Origin of the sequence: Chryseobacterium candidae, assembly GCF_004916905.1 — a bacterium.
Lineage (GTDB): Bacteria > Bacteroidota > Bacteroidia > Flavobacteriales > Weeksellaceae > Chryseobacterium > Chryseobacterium candidae.
The window spans coordinates 25,491-48,900 of sequence record NZ_SDLV01000061.1 but is presented as its reverse complement, the minus strand read 5'-3'; the positions used below and the strand labels follow the sequence as shown (position 1 = coordinate 48,900).

The window sequence follows — 23,410 nt, the reverse complement described above, 5'->3', positions numbered from 1 at the left end:
TTTACTTTTATAAGCTTTTACGGTTGTCATCCGGAGTATAATCCATAAAGATATCTCCGTCCAGCTGTACCGATTTTATTTTCTTCTTAATGGGAATTACAAGGTCAGTCAGTTTTTGATCTTTTTCCCACACAGAAGGTGAAAAATGGAGTTTTTCTGTTGTTCCGTCATCATACGATAATAGAGCATCAAACGGAATGGCAAAGCCCCCTACATTTGCAACATTAATAGTAAGCATGTCATTCATCTGGGATGCACCTGTTACTTTTAAGTCAATATAATTATTGGTATAAAACCAATTCTGGAAAAACCAGTTCAGGTTTTTTCCAGAGCCTGTATTCATAGAATTGAAATAATCCCAGGGCACAGGATGTTTCCCGTTCCAGTTATCCATGTAGTGATGTAATGCTTTTTTGAAGAGTTCATCTCCTAAATAATCTTTCAGCGCCAGATAAGACAATGAAGATTTTACATAAGAGTTGTTTCCATATCCGGTACCGCTTACCTGTGTACTCATCGTAATCACTGGTTGATCCTGTTCTGCAGAAGGATCATTGATCCATCTTTTAACGCGGAAGTTTTTGTAAAATTCCTTGGCAGCCGCTTCTCCGTTTTCATCAATACCTATAAGATATTCCAGCGTAGTTGCCCAGCCTTCATCCATAAATGCATATCTTGTTTCATTGATTCCCATATAGAAAGGGAAATACGTATGGGCAATTTCATGATCTGCCGTAAGCCTTGCATCATTAAGATCATCAGGAATGCTGGTATCATTAATCATCATAGGATATTCCATATCTGCGTATCCCTGGATAGCCGTCATGACGTTGTAAGGGTATTCCACACCCGGCCAGTTTTTTGAGAACCAATCCAGATTGTAGCGCATCCAGTCTACATAATGTTCAAAATCTTTAGCTCCGTTTTTATATCCGGCCTGAACACTGGCTCTTTTTGTTCTTAACTGAACACTGGCTGCATCCCACACATAATGGTTACTCATCGCAAAACAAAAATCTGTAATATGGCTGGCTTTAAATTTCCAGACGTTCCACTTATTCTGCCTGGTTACTTTTCCGGACTTCATTTCCTGTTCTGTGGCAATATGCATCAGCTTATCACTTTTCAGAGAAGCTTTATATCTTTTTAAATATTCGGGCTGAAGGACAGCTTCCGGATTCAGAAAATCTCCGGTTGCCCAGACTACATAATTTTTCGGTGCGGTGATGGCAAAACTGTAATCATTGAAATCATTATAAAACTCCTGTCTGTCTGAGTGCTGCAGCATATCCCATCCGTTGTAATCATCGTACACGGAAATTCTCGGAAAAGAGTATGCCACATAAAATGTTTCAGGATCAATCTGCCCTTCTCTTCCACTCTGAACTGATAATGGATATTCCCACTCTATTTTAACCTCAGCTTTTGATTTAGCTTTCAGAGCTGATTTTAATTTTACTTTTTCAACCGTACTCCAATCATCACTGTTGATCTCATATTTTACATTGTTTACCGTAAAAGATTTAATTTTCAGTCCAGACGAAAGGAAATCCTTAGACACAAAACCAGATCTTGGCGACTGCGGCTTGTGAAGGTTATTCACAAATCGAATAGCCAGTTCATTCAGATGATCCGGGCTGTTGTTGGTATAAACAATGGTTTCTTTTCCGGAAACTACTTTTGTAGCAGCATCTACTCTCACCTCTACATTATAGACTCCTTTATTCTGCCAGTAGTTTTTTCCTGGCGCTCCGGAGATATCACGCGTTCCTCTTTCATACGCTTTTTTGATATTCCTCGGCATATACAATTCCTGAGCTGACAATTGCAGTAAAGAAACTGCGATCAGCATCCCGGAAAAAATTTTCTTCATAGCAATCTTTTTAAAGATAAGTATCAAAAATAACGAAAATACACCATCGTAAGACCATTATTTCACGATAATATTTCACAACAATTGACTTTTTAATTAAAATATTCTACAATCTATCCTGCTCAGCTGTCTTCTTAATTGTTTTTGCATTTTTAACCGATTGATTTCCAAAGTTGAATTTCAATGAAAATGTCACTCCCTGAGTATCGGTATAATCAAGAAAATAATTATCCTGATTCGCATATTTTGTGCTGACCTTCTGCCCCGTGGATCTGAAGATATCACTAAAAACAAGACTGGCTTCCAGTTTTTTACTAAAGAATTTTCTGTTCATTACAAAATAGGCTGACCACAGAGAAGATATCCTGAAAGTTCCCTGTATGCCGGGAGAATAGTAGCGGTGTCCCATTTCCATTTTCCAGTCGCTGCTTTTATCCAGCGTCAAGCTTGTGGAAATATTGGAAACCCAGTTCCATACTTTATTTTTATACAATATTCCATCAATTCCTTTGAAATAATTTTCGTTATGTTCAAGATTTTCAGAAAGGATAATATTCCACCAGGATTTCACCTGGAAATTTTTATACAAACTTACTCCGAAAGCTTCTCCTTTCTCAATATTGGTAAAATAATAGATCAGACTATTGGTACTTGGTTCCTGATAGGAAATTTCCATGGAAGGATATATTTCTTTTCTGTAGTACAAATCCATATTCCAGTCTTTCCAGGAATAAGTAAGATTAAGATTGTGGGTAATGGTTGCTTTTAATTTGGGATCTCCCTGATAATAGGAAAACAGATTGTAGTAAGATTTTGCAGGATTCAGCCATGAATAGGAAGGTCTGCTGATTCTTTTTCCATAGGAGAACCCAAATTCCTGTTTGTTTGCTGTGGTATATTGTGCATAAAAAGTGGGAAAAAATTTCCAGTAATTGGTCTTATTCAGTTCATAAGGTTCGGAAACTACGCCTTCAAGATCTGTCATTTCTGCACGGAGCCCTCCTTTGAAACTCCACTTCCCGATATCGTAGGCTAAGGAAGAATACAGGGCAAAATTGTGTTCTTTATAATCAAAAATACTGCTTTTTTCCGGTCTGTATTGTAATGCTCCGTTCTCGTTATCGGAGAAATCAAGTGTACTGCCGGTCTTTACAAAACTATACTTCGTTCCCGATTCAAGTTCCAGTTTTTCCCCTTTCCATTGATAATCGAATTGGGTGGAATACAGCTGAACATCTGCTTTATTCCGGGTAAGGAAGTTATCTTCTTTCGGTGGCTGTCCGGCAAAATTCAGGTAGGTGATTACATTCTGATATTTATCGGCATTATTTCCGGTAAAATAATTAATCCATGAAAGACTGCTTTTTTTATTCAGTTTTCTGTCTATCTGAAAGCTCACAGAGTTATTGATGGAACGGGAACGGTGATCATTGATAGTGGTATAATCAGATTCTACTCTATCCTGCTGGTTATAGATCAGCGTAGGAACATTGTAGGTTCCGAAGGACTTTGGAGAAAAATACCCTGAGTAGTTGAGGCTTAGATTAGTCAGACTGTCCAATTCATATTCCGCATTAAAATTCAGGGTATTCTGGTTATTGTTTTTATCCTTCCTGTTCATCGTACTCACCCATCTGGTTTGGCTTTCCGGATAGTTTACATAATCTGTTCCTTCCCGGTAGTACGTTCCCAGCCCTTTATAATAGCTTCCCATTAAGGAAAGTTTATCTTTTTTAAAATATTGTGAAACACCAAAAACGCCTTTCGCATATTGGGTCTGCACATATTTGGATGAAAGAATACCACGATAGCCTTCGATTTTATTCTTTTTCAGAACGATATTCAGTACGGCACTTCCTGAGGCTTCATATTTTGCAGGCGGGTTGGTCATCACTTCTACTGATTTTACGTCATCTCCCTGTGTATTTTCAAGAAGATTTTTAAGCTCATCCCCTGTCAGCATTACTTTTTTATCATTAATAGTCACCAGAATTCCGGTACTTCCCTTTACACTCAATACACTATTGTTGATGGTGACACTGGGTGTATTTTTTAGGATTTCCCAGGCATTGAGGGAAGAAATATTACTGTTTTCCACATTAAATTCCAGACGATCTACCTTTCTTTTCACCAAGGGCTTGCGTTTTGTCATCATCACTTCTTCTATTTCCTGAGATTCTTTTTTAAGAATGATATTCAGCATTTCAGGCTCTTTTAAATCTATTTTTTTCTCAAATAAGGAATATCCCTGATTTTTAATAACCAACTTCATCTCCTGTTCTGCGATATCCTCCATCACAAACTTCCCGTTCTCATCTGTTTTCAATTCTTTGATTAATTTATTTTGAGCATTATAAATTTCCACCTTTACTGATGAAAGCTTTTCGTTTTCAGTGTTCACTACTGTTCCTCCCAATTTTTGTTTCTGGGCAAGAATCAAAGCTGGAAAACACAGAAGAAAAAGAATTTTATACATATTTATTTTTTTATCCTAACAAAACCCCTGTTCTGTTCTATGGGTACAAAGTTCTATATTGATTATAAGAAACACGGTTAATAGAAGGTTAATGATTGGTTAATACCTTCTTCTTAAAATAAGAAAACCTGAATTCGGAAATTCAGGTTTTCAAAATCAATACAATATTTTTATGGATAAGGAATTATTTTATCCAGTTCTATTGGATTATAATATTTTTTTATGTTGATCTGTGTTTGCTTGGTCAATCCTGCAAACTCTTCTTTACTTTTGATTTGCTGCCCATTAATGCGTACATTCCAGTCCGGCTGAAATTCGGTTCTCATTCTGGCATAGGGATCATTATAAAACTCCAGATTCAGTTTCACCCATTTCTTAAAGTCAATGACAATAGGAGCCAATGAATAATGCTTTTCGAGAAAGCCTGTTGTATCATATGTTTTGGAAAGATTACTATTTCGCAAAAAAGAATATATAAAATCTTTCTTATCATCTTCCACATACAAAACCAATCCCGGAAGTCCTCTAAATTTATACGGTCCTTCAGGAATATTGATATCCGGAGTAAACCAGGCAGTCCAGTTTCTACCTCCAAACATGGCAGTTGCTTTTTGCAAATTATAACTGTTGATCTTTTTAGTATCAGCCTCTATTTTCCACTGAACATTATCCTCCGTTTCAAAAACATAATAATACGGCATCATTATAATCTGAACAAAGTTTTTGTTTTTATTGGAATTTCTTTTTCGTACAATGGTCTGTCCGGACTGGCTGGTATGCTGATAAGTCATTCCTCCATGAAGGATATTCAAAGAATCGCTTGCTAAAAATTCAAATTCATAAAATTTCACTTCTTCAGGATTGATATCCAGTACCATTTCTTCTTTATCATAACTTGCATCTTTAGGATCAGGCCTGTATTGAAGCTCATATATAAAGCGATGGGTTTGTGCGTTGATGATCATCCCAATCAACAGAATAAAAAAAAACATCTTTTTCATTAAATAGGCTTTTAATTGTCTAAAATTACCAAAAATCATATTAATCATCAGGTTAATAAAAGGTTAATGATAAAAGAATAATTTCTGTAAAATGACTAAAGTTTTATCTTTGTTTTAATGATAGCCAAGAGTAAAATTCTGATTTCGGTTTTTGCCGCATTGTTCCTGCTTTTATTGGGAATCCAGGTTTACTTTATGTATAAAACCTATCAGGTAAAAGAAAGGGACATTTACAGATCCGTGAATGACGGACTTACCAATTACACAGACAGCCTTGAGGATATTCAGGAGGTGAAAGAAAAAAATGATGATTCTCTTCAGGAAATCATTATCAGGTATCATAACAAGGAGATCAACAGAAAAGACTTTCTGAATCATTTCATAGAAAACAGAAAATCTGCCAGAGAAAGACTGATTCATTACATCGACAGCCGCTACCAGAAAGACGGTTACGAAATCTCTGCAAGAATACGGTATCTTTCTATTGTACATCTGCCAGACAGCTCAAAAGTAATTACCGAACCTATTGTTATTTTTGAAACGCAGGATAAGCTTAAAAATCCGCGTATTGCCAGTAACGGAAGCTGGGAAACCTCAACAACCAAAAGAGATGACACGGAAAAAGGCCACGTTGAAAAAAAGAATACTTTCCTTGTTAAAACCCAGACAGATTTTGAGATCAGAAATATAAAAGGTATCGTTTTCAAAGAACTTACCTTATTGATTATTTGCTGTATAATACTTCTTTCGGGAGTTCTTCTGCTTTATATTTTCACGATCAGAAATCTGATCCAGCAGCAGAAGCAGGTGGAAGTTCTCCACAACATTGTGGATAATATTTCACATGAGTTTAAAACGCCTATTGCTACTTTAAAAATAGCTTCCAAAGCATTAAAAAAAGAATGGAATCCTGAAACACTTCCTCTTATTGACAGACAGATTTCCCGGCTTGAAAGCCTGATGCTTCAGCTTCATAAAGATGAAATCCCTGATAAAATGACCGCTGTACAACCTGAGGACTGGAACTTTTTCATTCAGGATCTTTCTGTTACTTATCCAGATACTGATTTTAAACTTGAAAATACAGTTTCACAAGAGCTTCCTTTTGATAAAAACCTGATGGAAACAGTCATTAAAAATCTTTGTGAAAACAGTGTAAAATACGGATCATCGGCTATTCAAATACACATCCGCAATAATTCTCAACAATTGGAGGTCGAAGTTTCTGACAACGGCCAAGGTATGGAAACGAAAGAACTCAATACTATTTTTGAAAAATTCTACAGAATACAGAATAACAATATTCACAACAGCAAAGGTCTTGGGCTGGGACTTTATTTCGTGAAAAAGATCATTGCGAATTATGGCGGAAAAATAGAAGTTTCCAGTCAAATCTATAGAGGCAGTACTTTTAAAATATCAATTCCTTATGAAAACTAAAATTCTTCTGGCAGAAGATGATCCGGATTTCGGAATGATTCTTAAACAATATCTTGAATTGGAAGATTTTGAAGTCAGCTGGTTTCAGAATCCGGAAGATATCATACCATTGGTTCATGCTGATTTTCCTTTTCAGATCGGAATTCTGGATGTGATGATGCCCAATATCGATGGCTTTTCTCTGGCTAAAATGATCATTAAGGAAAAAAGTTATTTCCCATTGTTATTTTTAACAGCTAAAAATCAAAAAATAGACCGATTGACCGGATTGAAAATAGGTGCTGACGATTATATTGCCAAACCATGCGATCCTGAAGAGCTTGTTTTACGGATTAAAAACATTCTGAAAAGGACACTTCCCGCCGTTACAGAAAGTCAGATAAAAATAGGAGAATTTGTACTGGATACCACTAAGCTTCTATTGTCACATGCTAACGGAAACAATCGATTAACCATACGGGAACAGGAGCTGCTTCTGTATCTTCTGAAGCACAACCGATCCATCATTACAAGGGATAACATTCTGGATAATCTCTGGGAAACGAATGATTATTTTACCGGAAGAAGTCTTGATGTATTTATCAGCAGACTTCGTAAGTATTTCAACAGTGATCCTAAAATAAAAATCCAATCCCTGAGAGGAATTGGATTTGAAGTCGATTTTCCAACCAACTGATTTTTTTATAGAGAAAGATTCACAATCACCGGAAAATGGTCTGACGGATACAACAGATTTTCTCTTCTGTCGTTAATATGTCTGTGAGATCTGATCTTAAAACCTTGTGTAAAAATATAATCGATTCTGTCTTTCGGAACTTCATTCACATTGAAGCCTGTGAATGTTCCTACCGGGCCATAATGTTTCGTTTCTGAATGATAAAAAGTATCTTTCATATTCCGGGAAAGAATTTTAATCGGTTCGGAATCATCTGTCAGGTTAAAATCTCCGCTCAGCGTTACCGGAAGATTTTTTGGGTTCAGCTCTTTGATTTTTTTCAGGATCAGTTCGGAAGATTTTACTCTTGCCACATTTCCTACATGATCAAAATGAAGGTTCATCGCCAGAAATTCTTTCCTGGATTTTTTATCTTTAAATACAGCATAGGTACAGATTCTGTTCAGTGCGGCATCCCAGCCTTTTGAAGGTTTTTCCGGAGTTTCAGATAACCAGAACGTACCGGATTTTATAATTTGCAGCTTGTTTGTATCATAAAAGATGGCAGAAAACTCTCCTTTTTCTTTTCCGTCATCTCTTCCTACGCCTACATAATCATAGTTCTTCAATCCTGTTTTAATATCTTTCATCTGCTCCGGAAGGGCTTCCTGTACTCCGAAATAATCAGGATGATAATAGGTCAGTAAATCCGCAACGTCCTGTTTCCTTTTTGGCCAGGCATTGTCTTTATCCGACTCTACGTTCAGTCTGATATTAAAACTCATCACGGTAAGGTCTTGTGAAAATCCTAATGCAAAAAACATCAGAAACGCCATTGAAAATCTGAAATTCATATGTTATTTTATCAGTAAGAGACAAAAATAAAACTTCTCTGCGACAGAAAAGCTTTATTGATGTGATTATATTGTTAAATTATCTTTTTCTTCTTCTATAGACATAAAATACTCCTGAAATTCAGACTCCAAAACCGGCAACTGACTTTCAAGCTTTACCACTCCTATGGTTTTGTAGTGAGCAGCCAGTTTTATGCCTTTATTTTTGAGGAGAACTTCAAGCTTTTTAAAATTTATATCTTTCTTTAAAACTGCGAGGTAAGTGATCATACGTATATCTGTATTAAACCGTTTCCTATATCTCTGTATTTTATGCCTTCAATAGGTCTTGCTTTCTTTTCAATCAGTTCCCAGATCTCTTTTGCTGATTTATCGGGAAACTGTTCCATATACAACGCAGCAAGCCCGGAAACATGCGGTGCTGCCATACTTGTACCACTCATGCTGTAGTACAAATTACTTTTATTTTTTGCATTTTTAGGATAGGAACTGATAATATCTACCCCTGGAGCACAGACATTGATATTTCCCCCTGTAGACGGGTTGAGGCCTGCGTTTGAGAATCTGGCAATCTTCATTTGGCTATCAATAGCTCCTACGGCCATAATTGATTTTGAATTGGCCGGCATGGAAACAGGCTGTGGAATCTGCGGCCTGTTACTGTCATTGCCTGCAGCTGCTATAATAAGGCAGTTATTTTCCAACGCTCTTTCTCCAATGGTTTCAAAAAGAACGGAAGGCTGATCATCAAACTTCACAGGAGAAGCTAGTGAAAGAGACAATATTCTGAATTTCTTTGAAATGGCCCAGTCTATCGCATCAATCACACTGCTGGTAGTTCCTCTTCCATTGTCTGCGAGCACTTTTGCTATTTTCAGATTGCAGTCTCTGGCAATTCCGTAGCGCTTTCCTGTATCACGTCTGGTATTTCCAGTGGCCACTCCTGCGCAATGTGTACCATGTCCGTTGGGGTCTCTGTTCCAGTCTTCACCGTCTATGAAAGATTTTCCTTCAATTTGTTCAGCTGAAAAATCGGGATGGGACGTTTCAAGGCCGGTATCAAGAATACAGACATCAATTCCTTTTCCTGTATAGTTTGCATTTTCCAGTCCGATTGCTTTTAATCCCCATTCCATTTCAATGAATGATTTTTGAGGTAAAGGTTTGCTGGTTATGTATTTTTCAAGTTCTGAAATTTTTTCTGTGAGTCCGGCAGACTGTTTTTTAAGTTCATTAATCAATTGCAATTCATCGGCAGAGAAAAATTCTCTTTCTTTTTCGTAGTACATAATAGAATTTGATTCATCTTTTACTGCGCTTTTCAATTGATCTTCATCCATATTTTCCACCACCAATACCCCAAGATTTTTATAAAGTACACCATTGTCCTTGTCTATGACATCATAAGAACGGTTTTCTTTGGAGAGAAATTCTGAGGAAGTAATACTCACTTCCAGTTCTTTCTCTATTTTTTTGAGCGAATTTTTCTGCTGATCCTCTAGCAGAACAATGTATCTTCCGGTTTCCATAATGATCTTTTTTTAAATTAATTTCAGAAATACTTTTTCCAGAATGATGAAAATATCTTCCGGAATGATGGAAAGTCTGAGTTTTTTATTAATTCCGGATATGGCTGCATTCTGTACAACGAGTGAGTTCCAGAAGCTTTCAATTTTCGGTACGGAATTCATGTCTTTCAGCTTTTCATCATCCAGAATTCCATTCTGATATAATGAAACAATGATTCCTGAAATAAGTTCTTCCGCCTCATCAAGCTTCTTGTTTTCCTTCGTATATATTTCCATGAGAATATCATAAATGCTTTCCATTCCGTTGAATGAGAATCCTCCCAGAAGTTCTCGTCTTCCGGATACTATTTTCTCCATTTTAATAGGATTAAAGCCTCTTTTCACTGTCGCAATCATATTCATAATTTTCAAAACTTCAGATTCATAGCTGGTGTTTCCTTTGGTACGAAAATATTCCAGAACTTCGTTGAGAAATCCATCAAAACGGGTATCAAAGTCAAATGATTTAGACAGGTATAAGGACTGAACTTCATTGAACTGTTCCAGAAGCTCCTTAATTTTCTGTACTGTAAAGTGAATAAGTTCCTGCATTACTCAAAAGTTATCTGTTCTATTTCATTCCCGTCTTTGTCTTTATAAGACACAATTCTGATTCCTTCTTCCTCCATTTCTACATGGAGGTTGATGAATAACTTGTCTTTATCTTCCGCTGCACTGGTGTTGGGATCTATGTAAATATTATTCAGCTTGGCATTCACCAGGGTATATTTATTCAGTAAAACCTTTGAAAAGATTTCTTTCAGCTCATCGGTCTCATCGGTTCCTTCATCCTGAGGTCTGAAGATTCCGGAATTGAGAAGCTGGACTTTTTTTCTGAGATCCAACTTAAGGACTTCGACAGCAGGAAGCTTACCGAATTTCTGATCATTTTTTTCCAGTGTACTGAACAGTGTCTTAAACTCTTCAGTCTGAATCTGTTTTATAGTAATTTGAGGAATATTCATCCTTTTCTCCTTGTTCACAAGACGGATTCTCTCATTCAATTCTGTAACAAACTGATCCTGGTTCAGTTTAAAATTATATTTGGAATCTGAATCGATATCCGTGATTTTAATCGGGATATCCATCTTTACACTGGGCAGGGCATATCTCGGAACCTTAAAATATTTAAGGTATTCATGACGGGCATATTCTTTGGCAATAAGAACTGCATTTTCGTCTGCTTTTTTACGAGCCTGAATTATCTCGTTGTTGAGATAATCCAGGTAATCTGATAGTTTTATCATCTTTCGTAAAATCTAATTATTGTGAAAGAAGTCCAAGCACTTTTTCAAGCCCTGCTGGCATTTCGTCATTGGTTGCGCGTACTTTTACACCAAGAGAATATTCTTTTTCCACTTTGATTCCCGTACTGGAAGTTCTTTTATAAGAGACATCCACTTTAAATTTTACTGGCCCCCAGCCCCCAGATGCTCCTGCATCGATTTTAAATTCATCACTTACGTCTTTGGTGTACGTAGAATTAAGTTTAACATTAAAATCTACTTCACAGGTTTCAATTCTGAAGCTTGGGACATTCAGCAGCGCAATAAAAGGTACTGAAATTTCCACATCATCAGGAATGGTTTTTGGGTTGGTTGCACTTACCGGCTCATCTTCCTTAAAATCCGGGTTCGGAATATTTTTTTTGTATTTGAATTCTGCCATTCTCAGTTTTTTAGGACTGGCAGCATTGGCAGGATCTGTAAGTTCGAACCCAACTTCATTGATGAAATTAACAGTGGCAATAGATGCATTAGACTGTGCTTTTACACAGGCATCCAAAGGTCCGCCAATGATGGTAGCAAAATCAATACTTCCCAATTCTGCAGCAAAATCTGCGCTGGCAGCATCAGAGGTTCTGAAAATCTCTTCATCAGCAGCCATTCTACCGGCAATCAGTTTTATGATCTCAGAAGAGGCACCGGAGAAAGATTTTTCCCACTTTTCATCATAGTTCTTTTTGAACTCATCTACAATGGTTAATAATTCTTTGTTCGTCAATGAACTCAATTCTGAAGTTTCAATTCCTGATACTTTTTCGTACACTGCAGGAGTAAGCACTTTTTCTACTCCTGATAAAAGATCAATTAACTCATTTTTTGTTTTTTTGGCGTGGCTTGCTTCAAGCACTGATTTTAATGTTTCCATGTTGTTTTTGTTTTAAATTAATATTGTAAGACAAAATTATATTGCCGACCACCAAAACATTGCAGGAGAATCCCTTCACTTATCCCGGAAAAACACCCTAAAATAAAAAGCCTGAACTTACGATGGTAAGCTCAGGCTTTTGTGATGTATATTGCGGATGTTTATTTTATATAAACGTAAAGATGATATGAATTCTTCTTATTCTAAAGTAAGCTAAGAACGCAACAAGCTGCTGATGAAGCTATATGAATATGCGTTCGCTTAGAAAGAATCAATTTCATTGATTCCATCCTTTGCTCTCTTAAAAATATTACAGCATACAAATGAAAGCTTTGCGTTAAATTTAAATAGATCCAACATTTTTATGACGGTTTACGGCTATTGTTTTCCAGATTGATATCAGGAACAACAGAATTCGGGTCCAGCTTTACCTCATCAATTTCCTTGCTGGAATCTACCTTGAATGTCCATTCAGTATTTCTTTTCCAGACTTCAACAGGAATTTTCACCATCTGTGCAGTTCCATCTTTGAATTTCAACTGTACAGTAGTAGGCATCGGCATTTGCCCAATATTTTCAACGGTAATCTCAACTCCGTTTTTAAAGTCTCCGTTGATGTATTTTACGTTTTTAACAGCCTGATCAATTTTCCATTTATTAAAGAACCATCCTCTCCAGAACCAGTTCAGTTCCTCTCCGGAAACATTTTCCATGGTATGGAAAAAATCCCAGGGAGTAGGATGTTTAAAAGCCCAGCGATCTATATAGGTTCTGAATGCTTTGTCAAATTTTTCAGGACCCAGAATTGCTTCTCTTAAAACCTTTAATCCTGTTCCCGGTTTAAAATAAGCTAAAGCACCAATGCTTCTTTCTTTCATATTGTCCGGTCCTACCATTACAGGTTCCAGACTATCTGTCAACAGATACATTCCTGATCTTGCCAGATTCGGTTTACGGTAATATTCTCCTTTATTGAAAGCTTCGGTGGAAAGCCCGTTAATGAACGTGTTAAACCCTTCATCCATCCATGCGAAGAGTCTTTCATTAGATCCTACGATCATAGGAAACCAGTTGTGTCCGAACTCATGGTCTGTAACACCCCAAAGATCTTCTCCTTTGGAGTCCATATGACAGAAAACAATTCCCGGATATTCCATTCCTCCCTCATTTCCTGCTACATTGGTGGCAGCCGGATAGGTGTATTCATACCATTTTTTAGAATAATGCTCTATAGCAGCTTTCGTATATTCTGTAGATCTTCCCCATGCTTTGTCACCGGCACTTTCTGCAGGATAAGCTGAAATAGCCAAAGATTTCGTTCCACTGGGTAAATTTATTTTTGCGGCATCTAAAATAAATCCGGCAGATGATGCCCATGCAAAATCTCTGGTCTGATTAATTTTAAATTTCCAGGTCTTTGTACCGGAAGTTTTATTTTTACCGATTTCAGATTCAGGACGGATCATTACCGTTTTATCACTGTTTCTTGCCTCATTCCATCTTTTAATTTCTTCTTTACTGTACACTTCTTTCTCATTCAGAAGTTCTCCGGATGCCACTACATAATGATTGGCAGGAACTGTAATATTGGCTGTGATATTTCCATATTCCAAATAGAATTCCGAAGCTCCAAGGTAGGGTAATGTATTCCATCCTAAAACATCATCGTATACGCACATTCTCGGATACCATTGTGCTATGGTAAATATTTTACCGTTTTTAGTATCCTGTATTCCCATTCTGTCTGAACCATAATCAGGAGAAATAAAGGAATATTCAATTTCTATTTTGGTAACCCCTCCATTGGCTTTCAGCTCTTTGAGAAGATCAATCTGCATTCTCGTATCGGTAATGGTATATTTTACATCTTTCTTACCATCCAGTTTAACTGATTTAATGGTATATCCGCCGTTCAACTCTTCGCCATGAGCTCCATTTCGGCTTCCGGAAAGCGGAACTACTCCATTTCCTCTGGAGTCTTTCGCAAAAAGGTTCTGATCAAGCTGCAGCCACAGAAAGCCTAATTTATCCGGGCTGTTATTGGTATAGGTAATTTCTGCTGTTCCTGTAATTTCTTTTTTAGCTTCATTCAGGCTGACATTCAAATGATAATCTGCTGAATTCTGCCAGTAAGCATGTCCCGGTTGTCCGCTTGCAGAGCGGGTTGCTGTACCTGTCTGCGGATAAAAGAATGGCTTAAATGCTTCTACGTAATCATATTTCGGAGTCTGCTGTGCATATGCAGATCCTGAGAAGAGGACAACCGCAAGCGTCGAAACAAGGGTCGGAAGTTTAAAATTCATTTGAAAAGTATTATTTAGTGTATAGGTAAAAAAAACTCCCGGATTTGTTACACATCCGGGAGTTTTTTTATTATAAGTTTAATTTAATTTGATTTTTTGGCTTTTATCATGGCTTCCAAAGCATCCCACATTTCTTTAGGAATTGCTTCAAGCATATTGAATTCGCCGGCACCCTGAAGCCATTCTCCTCCATCAATGGTTACCACTTCCCCATTCATATATGCTGAATAATCAGAAACCAGATAAGCAGCAAGGTTGGCAAGCTCCTGATGCTCTCCTACTCTTCTCAACGGAACTTTTTTCTTCATATCAAATTTCTCCTGAAGATCTCCGGGAAGAAGTCTGTCCCAAGCTCCTTTTGTAGGGAAAGGTCCTGGTGCAATGGCATTGAAACGGATTCCGTATTTTGCCCATTCTACCGCTAAAGATCTGGTCATCGCCAGAACTCCGGCTTTTGCACAGGCTGATGGCACTACATAGGCAGAGCCTGTCCATGCATAAGTGGTTACAATGTTCAGTACAGTTCCCGGTGTTTTAGAATCTATCCAGTGTTTTCCTACGGAAAGGGTACAGTTTTTTGTTCCTTTTAAAACAATATCGAGAATGGAGTCAAAAGCAGAATGAGTTAGTTTTTCTGTTGGAGAAATGAAGTTTCCTGCTGCATTATTCAACAAAATATCAATCTTTCCGAATTCTTTCAGCGTTGCCTCTTTCATTGCTTCTACCTCTTCCCAGTTTCTTACATCACACGCTACGCAAAGCACCTTACCTCCGGTTTCATCTTCAAGTTCCTTAGCTGTGGTCTGCAGCTTTTCCAGATTTCTGGAAGTAATCACTACTTTAGCGCCCAGTTCAAGAAAGTATTTGGTCATCGCTTTGCCAAGACCGCTGCCGCCGCCTGTTACAATTGCTACTTTATCTTTTAGTGCCCCTTCGCGCAGCATAGGTTGTGTATATAGACTCATAAAATATTTTTTCTTAAAAATACTAAATATTGAAATGCAATCCTTTAAAATGGATTGATAAATAATGCTACAAATAATTATTCTCTCCCTATTTTTTAAAACCGGTAGACTTTTTTTAAATAAAATAGCCTGACAATTACTTACCAGGCTATTTTAATCTTGAAAAAAATAATGTATTAAGCTGTAACCACTCCTTTGAATGAAAGTGTCTTAGGAGTTTTGCTGTCACTTGTAGTAACGTTTACAGTCTTCATAAACGGACCAGCTGCTGCTGCATTATAGCTGGCTTCTACAAATCCTTTCTTCCCAGGCTGGATAGGTGTTTTGGTATAATCTGCAGTGGTACATCCGCAAGAAGGAGCTACATTTTGTATGATAATCGGTTTTGAACTTGTATTGGTGAATTCAAATCTGATCAATTTTGGTTTTCCCTGAGGAATATTTCCTACATCAATAGATTCTGATTTCCATTTAATGGCATCTGCAACCATTTTTACAATGGATGGAGCATCTGCAGTAAGTACATTAGCATAAAAAGGAGAGAATGCCAACACGGCTAAAAGAGCTGTAATTTTTAGTTTTTTCATGAGTATAAATTCTAATATTATTATATTTCGGTATGACAAATGTAAAGCAGACAGTGATTACAACTTGTTAACCGCTGTCAAACATTTGTTAACGAGTTGTTAATAATAAAAGATAAATAGATATTTTTGGATAATATTGTTTCAGGAAATGAAAATAAAAAGACTCAATATTATAATAACCCTGGGATTTGTTGCTATTATCGGGATTTTAATAGCACAGTTGATGTGGACGCGCCAGGCTTATAATCTTGAAGACAAAAAATTTAACCAGAAAGTCAATATTGCCTTAATGGAAGTCGCAGAAAAACTCTCAGGAGGAAAGACATCCTACACCGAAAATCCTGTACAGAATATTGCCAATGACTATTATGTGGTTAATATTAACAATGAATTTCATCCCGTAGTGCTGGAATATTATCTTAAAACAGAATTTACCCGTTTCCAGATCAATACAGATTATGTGTATGCACTATACAACTGCCACAGTGATAAAATGGTGTACGGAAAGTATATGACTACCCATCAGGAAAGCCCCGGCAACAAGGTAATCAATTTTCCGAAGCATAAAAATCTGATCTATTACTTTTCCATCCGCTTCCCGGATAAAACCACATACCTGATCAGTTCATTACGATTCTGGTATCTCCTTACATTTGCCCTTATCATCATCCTTTTGGTGTATGTATATTCTATTTATACGATCATTCAGCAGAAGAAGTTTTCGGAACTGCAGCGTGATTTTATTAATAATATGACTCATGAGTTTAAGACTCCTTTATCTTCGATACTTTTGGCTTCGGAAGCTCTCAATAAGCAGGAACTGGTACAGGATAATTCTAAACTGCAGACCTATACTTCCATTATCATCAATCAAAGTCACAAGCTTAACAGCCACATTGAGAAAATATTGAATATTGCTAAAAATGATGCGGCAGGACTGTCATTAAAGCCTCAAAAAATTCTGTTACTTCCTTTTATTCAGGAGATTGCTGATAATATTCGGCACAAAAACAAAGACCTCAGCATTGAGATTGATATTGAAAACAGTACTTCAGTAATGGCAGATGAATTTCACTTTACCAATATCATTTACAACCTGCTGGATAATTCTATCAAATATTGTGAAAGAAAGCCTGTGATTGAAATTTCAGCTTATAAAGATTCAAAAGGTTTATATTTAAAGTTTAAAGATAACGGAATGGGGATTCCTGCTAAAAATATTCCTCATATTTTCGATAAGTTTTACAGGGTACATACCAAAAGAAGTGAAGAAGTAAATGGTTTTGGGCTGGGATTATTTTATGTAAAAAAAGTAGTTCAGCAGCATCACTGGAAAATTTATGTGGAGAATAATGAAGACCCGGGAATTACCACAACGCTCTTCTTTCCGTTTTCAAATTAATCATGTGTAAGTATTATGGAGAAATCTAAAATTTTATATGCCGAAGATGACAAAACAATAGCTTTTCTGGTGGAAGACAGTCTGGAAAGCTATTATGACATCAGCTGTTATTCTGACGGTGAATCTGCTCTGGAAGCATTTAACAGTCGGGATTTTGATATCTGCCTGCTGGATATTATGATACCCGGGATGAACGGATTTGAGCTAGCACAAAATATCCGCAATAAAAATTCTGAAATTCCTATTATTTTCATTTCTGCAAAAGCTTTAAAAGAAGACAGAATCAAAGGGCTTAAAATTGGTGCAGATGATTATCTGGTAAAACCATTCAGTATTGAAGAACTGATGTTGAAAATTGAAGTTTTCCTTAAACGTACCAAGAAAACAGACGCTTCCCCTCTACAATATAAAGTGGGCAAATATGATTTTGATCCTAAAAACTATACCCTTCAAGGGATTGACAACCATATTACCCTTACCCAAAGAGAGTCTGATCTTCTTTTATATTTTATCCGCCACAAAAATCTGGTGGTCAAAAGACAGGACATTCTAAAGGCCATCTGGGGTGATGATGATTATTTTATGGGACGAAGCCTCGATGTATTTATTTCCCGGCTGAGAAAGGTACTGGCTGAAGAGCAAAACGTTTTAATAGAAAACCTTCACGGAATAGGTTTCCGTTTTTCTGAAAAAGAGTAAATAGTATTTAAACTAATTTAAAACACAACACTAAATGATGATTTCACTTTAATTTAAACTTTGAAAAATTGTCATTAATGAAAAATCACAAGTCTATTGTTTTTCTTTCTCTGGTACTTTTAAGTGCAAACTTTCATGCTCAAAAATTTGAAAAATTAGTACAATATGTCAACCCTCTGATCGGAACCGAAAAAATGGGACATACTTATCCCGGAGCTACCGTTCCTTTTGGTGCGGTACAGCTAAGTCCTGAAACAGATACTATTTCTTATGCGCTTAACGGAAAATATAATGGTGAGGTTTATAAATACTGCGCCGGCTACCGTTATGAAGATAAAACCATTGTGGGATTCAGTTCTACCCATTTCAGCGGAACAGGACATTCTGATCTCGGAGATTTTCTGGTGATGCCTACCGTAGGAAAACTTCAGCTGAATCCAGGAACAGCTTCCAATCCGGAAAGTGGTTACAGGAGCAGATTTTCGCATCAAAACGAAACAGCAGAAGCCGGATATTATAAAGTAAAACTGGATGATCACAATATCCTTGCAGAGCTGACCGCAACACCAAGAGTGGGAATTCACCGCTATACTTTCCCGAAATCTGATCAGGCTCATATTATTCTGGATCTGATGGCAGGCATTTACAATTATGACGGGAAAAATGTATGGACATACGTTCGGGTAGAAAACGGAAATATGATCACTGGCTACCGTCAGACCAACGGCTGGGCAAGAACCAGAACGGTTTATTTTGCGATGAAATTTTCCAAACCTTTTACATCGTACGGTCAGAAAAACTATGATGAGAAGCAGGTTTACAAAGGATTCTGGAGAAAATTCGACCAGAATAAAAACTTCCCGGAAATTGCAGGCAAGAACCTGAAAATGTATTTTGATTTTAATACCAATGAAAATGAAGTAATTGAAATAAAACTTGCGATTTCTCCGGTAAGCCAGACCAATGCTTTGGAAAACCTGGAAAAAGAAGCCGGAAATATTACCTTCGATGAGGCGAAAGCCCAGGCCCAGGACAACTGGAACAAAGAATTAAATAAAATTGTCATCAAAGGTTCTGATACGGAAAAAACGAATTTTTATACCGCCATGTACCATACCTTCATCAACCCCACCACTTATATGGACGTTAATGGAGAATATAAAGGACTGGATCAGAATGTTCATAAAGCAGATGGCTTTACCAATTATACCACCTTCTCTCTGTGGGATACTTACCGTACGCTTCATCCTTTCTTTAATATCATCCAGCCTCAACGAAATGGTGACATGGTAAAATCCATGATGGCACATTATAATCAATTCTCAATGAAAATGTTACCTGTCTGGTCACATTATGCCAATGACAACTGGTGTATGAGCGGCTATCACAGTGTAAGCGTTGTGGCTGACGCTATTATCAAGGGAAATTATCAAGGTGATCCTGAAGAAGCATTGAAAGCCTGTATAGAAACAGCTAATAAAAGGAATTACGAGGGCATCGGACAATACATTGATCTTGGATATATTCCGGCTGAAAAAAACGGAACATCAGTTTCCAATACATTAGAATATGCCTATGATGACTGGGCGATTGCTCAACTGGCAAAACATTTAAACAAAACAGATATTTACAATCAGTTTATGAAACGGTCTGAAAACTGGAAAAATAATTTTGACAAAACCATCGGATTTATGCGTCCACGTCTGGCAGATGGAAGCTTTAAAAAAGATTTTGATGTGCTAAGTACCCACGGACAAGGCTTTATTGAAGGAAACTCATGGAACTACAGTTTCTTTGTTCCACAAAATCCGGATGAGCTGATCACCATGATGGGTGGAAAGAAAAAATTTGCTTCAAAACTGGACGAACTGTTCACCATGCATTTACCTGATGAATTCTTTGCAGACACTGAAGATATTACACGGGAAGGAATTATTGGTGGATATGTTCATGGGAACGAACCTGCTCACCATGTTGCTTATTTCTATAACTGGGCAGGGCAGCCGTGGAAAGCACAGGCACAGATCCGCCGTATTCTGGAAATGCAATATAAAGCTACACCTGATGGGCTGGGCGGAAATGATGATGCCGGACAAATGAGTGCATGGTATATTTTAAGTTCATTAGGATTTTATCCTGTAGCTCCGGGATCAGAGAACTATTCTATCGGAAGCCCGGCGATTGATCACGCTGTACTGAATCTGGAAAACGGAAAAACTTTTGAAATTGAAGCGATCAATCAGAGTCCCCCAAATATATATGTTCAGAAAGTTCTTCTGAATGGAAAAGAGATTAAGAATTTTATTTTAAAGCATTCTGATATTATGAATGGAGGGAAACTTACATTTTATATGGGAAGTAAAGCAAAGAAATAAAAAAAGTAAAATGTAAAAAATATGTTTTGGCTGAAGCCAATGGAAAATCAAATATAAAGAGAGCGGGCTAAAGCCCGCTCCTATTGAATTATCACAATAATCTCAAGCTAATTCAAGATCATATGCTGCGATTTTGTCTTATTAATCTCTTGGTTCAAAAAGCAATCTCTCACCAAATTTCTCCTCTGCAATTTTTCCATTGTCATATATCAGATGTCCATTAACAAAAGTATGGGTAACTTTAGAGTGGAAATTCATTCCTTCTAATGGACTCCATCCGCATTTGTATAGTAAATTGTCTTTGGAAACCGTCCAGTCTTCATTTAAATCTACTAAAACCAAGTCTGCTTTATATCCTTCTCTCACAAAACCTCTTTTTTCAACTTTGAAAAGGATTGCCGGATTATGACACATCTTTTCAACGATTTTCTCAAGGGAGATTTTACCGTTTTTATAGTTTTCAAGCATTACGACCAGTGAATGCTGTACCAAAGGTGCCCCTGAAGGACATTTTGTATATACATTGTTCTTCTCTTCTGCGGTATGTGGAGCGTGATCTGTAGCAATCACATCTATTCTGTCATCCAGCAAAGCTTCCCAAAGGGCATCTTTATCTTTTTGAGTTTTTACAGCAGGGTTCCATTTGATAAGACCACCTCTTGTTTCGTAATCATCGTTGGTAAATGTAAGATGATGAACACATACCTCAGCGGTGATCTTTTTATCTTGTAAAGGAATATCATTTCGGAAAAGCTCCATTTCCTTTGCTGTTGAAAGGTGGAAAACGTGAAGTCTCGCTCCTGTTTTTTTCGCAAGTTCAATCGCTTTGGATGAAGATTTATAGCAAGCTTCTTCACTTCTGATCAGATGGTGGAATTTTACAGGAATATCATCCCCATATTCATCCATATATTTCTGTGTATTGGCTCTGATGGTAGCTTCATCTTCACAGTGCACAGCAATCAGCATTTTGGTATTGCTGAAAATGTTTTCCAGAGTTTCAGGATTATCAACCAGCATATTTCCTGTAGATGATCCTAAGAATAATTTAATCCCCGGAACATTTCTGGGATTTGTTTTTAAAACTTCTTCCAGATTATCATTAGTTCCCCCCATCATAAAACCGTAATTGGCATATGCTTTTTGGGAAGCAATTTCATATTTATCTGCTAATAACTCCTGGGTAACAGCGTTTGGAACAGTATTCGGCTGATCTATAAAACTGGTGATCCCTCCGGCAATGGCCGCTCTTGATTCGCTTTCAATATCGCCTTTATGAGTAAGTCCCGGCTCACGGAAATGCACCTGATCATCTATTACTCCGGGAAGAAGATATTTACCTGAACCATCAATGATCTGATCTGCATCTTCAGAAATTCCGGCAGTTATTTTAGAGATTAAATCATTTTCTATCAGTATATCGCTTTCAAAGACTTTTCCTTCGTTGACGATATTTACATTTTTTATAAGAACTTTCATTTCAATTTATTTCGCTGTAAAATTAAGATTTTAAGTTTTAATTCACCCCAAAATCGCAAAACGAATGCTTAAAGTTTTACATTTGCAAAAAAAAAACGACTTTGTATAAGAAACTATTAGGACAGACAGCGGTATATGGGCTTAGCTCCGTATTGGTCCGTATTTTTCCATTTATCATTGCACCCATCGTTACAAAGGCTTTCGGACCAGCTGCTTCGTCACCGTTTGTAGACTGGTATTCCATTGCAGGTGTAATTACGGTATTGCTTACACATGGCATGGAAACTTCTTTTTTCCGATTTGCACAAGAGGATAACATTGACAAAAAAACATTGATTTCAACCTGCTCAATGAGTATCATCAGCATGGGATTAATTTATCTTATTCTAGGCTATGTCTTCAGATTTCAGCTTGCTGAAGCCTTTGAAACTCCTGATCAGGTCAATTTTCTAATCATATTCTTATTTATTCTCTCATTAGATGCATTTTCCACTATTCCATCTGCTATATTGAGATTACAAGGCAAGCCATTCAAATATATGTTTTCCAAGGTAGCAGGTTCCCTGGTTTACTTTTTACTGGTTTTGTTTTTCATCAGATGGCTTCCTAAGCATCCTGAGGGAGTACTTGGGTTAAAATATAATCCTGACTTCGGGGTTGGATATGTCTTCGTTGCTAATCTCATCCAAAGTATAATTACCCTTTTGATTGTAGGAAAGGAATTCTTCAGCTTCAGCATTTCCAAATTTGATTTCGGATTATGGAAAAGAATTATAAACTATTCCTGGCCGGTAATGATTGCGGGATTAGCCGGTATAGTGAATCAGACATTGGACAGGCAGTTCTTGAAATACCTTCTTCCCGGAGAAGAAGCACGTCACCAGATTGGGGTATATGGAGCGGTCTACAAGATTGCCACCTTCATTACTGTTTTCAGACAAGCCTATCAACTGGGGATTGAACCTTATTTTTTTTCAAGTTTCAAGAACAAAGACTCTCACAAGACCTACGCTGTATTGATGGATGTTTTTGTCATCTGTAGCTGTATCATTTATATGGCACTCATGGTAAATCTTCAATGGATTTCAGAAAAATACCTGAGAAATCCTCTCTACTATGAAGGGATTGAAATCATTCCTTTTATAATGCTAGGAGCTTTATTCCTGGGAATCTACCTTAACCTTTCCATATGGTATAAGTTATCAGACCAGACAAGAGTTGGCTTATATATTTCTGTTATTGGAGCATGTATCACCATTCTTATCAACTTCTTATTCATTCCTCAATATGGATATTGGGCAAGTGCCATGGCAGCGCTGATTACCTTTCTGTCTATGATGATCATTTCCTATATTTGGGGACAAAAGCAATATCCTATTCATTATAATACAGGAAAAATACTGATGTATCTGAGCTTCACCATTATCGGCTCATTGATTTCATTCTATTATTTCAGAACCAATTATTTGATAGGCAACCTATTTCTCATATTATTCTTAGCTTTGGTACTTTTTAAGGAAAAGACGATAGTATCCAAAATCATCAAAAGACCTTAAACTTTGGTCTTTATTTTGCTTGTAAA

At 37.0% G+C, this 23,410-nt stretch carries 19 protein-coding genes; 6 read left to right on the top strand and 13 right to left on the bottom strand.

What is annotated here, in order from left to right; all coding sequences use genetic code 11:
• Positions 1 to 7: 7 nt before the first annotated feature.
• From EK417_RS20680 to EK417_RS20670, 3 genes are all read right to left on the bottom strand, one after another.
• Positions 8 to 1,873, bottom strand: a complete 1,866-nt coding sequence (locus tag EK417_RS20680) for a M1 family metallopeptidase (protein WP_136523228.1) — start codon at positions 1,871 to 1,873, stop codon at positions 8 to 10.
• Between the two features lie 106 nt (positions 1,874 to 1,979).
• Positions 1,980 to 4,349: an outer membrane beta-barrel family protein gene (locus tag EK417_RS20675; RefSeq protein WP_136523227.1), complete on the bottom strand. Its 2,370-nt coding sequence runs from the start codon at positions 4,347 to 4,349 to the stop codon at positions 1,980 to 1,982.
• Positions 4,350 to 4,519: 170 nt separating this feature from the next.
• The gene (locus tag EK417_RS20670; RefSeq protein ID WP_076596935.1) at positions 4,520 to 5,350 is read right to left on the bottom strand and encodes a GLPGLI family protein; all 831 of its coding nucleotides are present in this window, start codon (positions 5,348 to 5,350) and stop codon (positions 4,520 to 4,522) included.
• A gap of 117 nt (positions 5,351 to 5,467) precedes the next feature.
• On the opposite strand from EK417_RS20670, the gene EK417_RS20665 reads away from it, so the two are divergent.
• Both EK417_RS20665 and EK417_RS20660 read left to right on the top strand, forming a co-directional pair.
• The gene (locus EK417_RS20665; protein WP_136523226.1) at positions 5,468 to 6,790 is read left to right on the top strand and encodes a sensor histidine kinase; all 1,323 of its coding nucleotides are present in this window, start codon (positions 5,468 to 5,470) and stop codon (positions 6,788 to 6,790) included.
• A complete protein-coding gene (locus tag EK417_RS20660; protein WP_136523225.1) occupies positions 6,780 to 7,466 on the top strand; it encodes a response regulator transcription factor in 687 nt (228 codons plus the stop codon). Before EK417_RS20665 ends, EK417_RS20660 begins: the two co-directional genes overlap by 11 nt.
• A 5-nt stretch (positions 7,467 to 7,471) precedes the next feature.
• Here EK417_RS20660 and EK417_RS20655 read toward each other — a convergent pair whose 3' ends face one another.
• The 9 genes from EK417_RS20655 to EK417_RS20615 form a co-directional block, all read right to left on the bottom strand.
• The gene (locus EK417_RS20655) at positions 7,472 to 8,299 is read right to left on the bottom strand and encodes an endonuclease/exonuclease/phosphatase family protein (protein WP_136523224.1); all 828 of its coding nucleotides are present in this window, start codon (positions 8,297 to 8,299) and stop codon (positions 7,472 to 7,474) included.
• Positions 8,300 to 8,365: 66 nt separating this feature from the next.
• Complete coding sequence (locus tag EK417_RS20650) at positions 8,366 to 8,569, bottom strand: hypothetical protein (protein WP_136523223.1); 204 nt, start codon at positions 8,567 to 8,569, stop codon at positions 8,366 to 8,368.
• Positions 8,566 to 9,828, bottom strand: coding sequence for a S8 family peptidase (locus EK417_RS20645; RefSeq protein WP_136523222.1), 1,263 nt, complete (start codon positions 9,826 to 9,828; stop codon positions 8,566 to 8,568). The genes EK417_RS20650 and EK417_RS20645 overlap by 4 nt, the downstream gene beginning before the upstream one ends.
• Before the next feature lie 12 nt (positions 9,829 to 9,840).
• Entirely contained in the window at positions 9,841 to 10,419 is a 579-nt protein-coding gene (locus tag EK417_RS20640; protein WP_110368045.1) for a hypothetical protein, read from the bottom strand.
• A complete protein-coding gene (locus EK417_RS20635; protein ID WP_076596897.1) occupies positions 10,419 to 11,114 on the bottom strand; it encodes a hypothetical protein in 696 nt (231 codons plus the stop codon). Before EK417_RS20635 ends, EK417_RS20640 begins: the two co-directional genes overlap by 1 nt.
• 16 nt (positions 11,115 to 11,130) lie before the next feature.
• Positions 11,131 to 12,018 carry a DUF2589 domain-containing protein gene (locus EK417_RS20630; protein ID WP_228408052.1) on the bottom strand — a complete coding sequence of 296 codons (888 nt, stop codon included), beginning with the start codon at positions 12,016 to 12,018 and terminating at the stop codon, positions 11,131 to 11,133.
• Between the two features lie 362 nt (positions 12,019 to 12,380).
• Complete coding sequence (locus EK417_RS20625; RefSeq protein WP_136523221.1) at positions 12,381 to 14,321, bottom strand: M1 family metallopeptidase; 1,941 nt, start codon at positions 14,319 to 14,321, stop codon at positions 12,381 to 12,383.
• 83 nt (positions 14,322 to 14,404) lie between these two features.
• A complete protein-coding gene (locus tag EK417_RS20620) occupies positions 14,405 to 15,286 on the bottom strand; it encodes an SDR family oxidoreductase (protein ID WP_076596899.1) in 882 nt (293 codons plus the stop codon).
• Between the two features lie 176 nt (positions 15,287 to 15,462).
• Positions 15,463 to 15,873 carry a DUF1573 domain-containing protein gene (locus EK417_RS20615; RefSeq protein ID WP_076596900.1) on the bottom strand — a complete coding sequence of 137 codons (411 nt, stop codon included), beginning with the start codon at positions 15,871 to 15,873 and terminating at the stop codon, positions 15,463 to 15,465.
• Positions 15,874 to 16,021: 148 nt separating this feature from the next.
• On the opposite strand from EK417_RS20615, the gene EK417_RS20610 reads away from it, so the two are divergent.
• The 3 genes from EK417_RS20610 to EK417_RS20600 all read left to right on the top strand — a co-directional run bounded on the left by EK417_RS20610 (position 16,022) and on the right by EK417_RS20600 (position 20,349).
• Entirely contained in the window at positions 16,022 to 17,275 is a 1,254-nt protein-coding gene (locus EK417_RS20610; RefSeq protein ID WP_136523220.1) for a sensor histidine kinase, read from the top strand.
• A gap of 15 nt (positions 17,276 to 17,290) precedes the next feature.
• On the top strand, positions 17,291 to 17,974 hold the full coding sequence (locus EK417_RS20605; RefSeq protein WP_136523219.1) for a response regulator transcription factor: 684 nt from the start codon (positions 17,291 to 17,293) through the stop codon (positions 17,972 to 17,974).
• A 77-nt stretch (positions 17,975 to 18,051) separates the two neighbouring features.
• The gene (locus tag EK417_RS20600; RefSeq protein WP_136523218.1) at positions 18,052 to 20,349 is read left to right on the top strand and encodes a GH92 family glycosyl hydrolase; all 2,298 of its coding nucleotides are present in this window, start codon (positions 18,052 to 18,054) and stop codon (positions 20,347 to 20,349) included.
• A gap of 141 nt (positions 20,350 to 20,490) precedes the next feature.
• Here EK417_RS20600 and EK417_RS20595 read toward each other — a convergent pair whose 3' ends face one another.
• On the bottom strand, positions 20,491 to 21,828 hold the full coding sequence (locus EK417_RS20595) for a dihydroorotase (protein ID WP_136523217.1): 1,338 nt from the start codon (positions 21,826 to 21,828) through the stop codon (positions 20,491 to 20,493).
• Positions 21,829 to 21,929: 101 nt separating this feature from the next.
• Here EK417_RS20595 and EK417_RS20590 point away from each other — a divergent pair, with 101 nt between their 5' ends.
• Complete coding sequence (locus EK417_RS20590) at positions 21,930 to 23,384, top strand: lipopolysaccharide biosynthesis protein (protein WP_136523216.1); 1,455 nt, start codon at positions 21,930 to 21,932, stop codon at positions 23,382 to 23,384.
• The last annotated feature ends 26 nt before the right edge of the window (positions 23,385 to 23,410 follow it).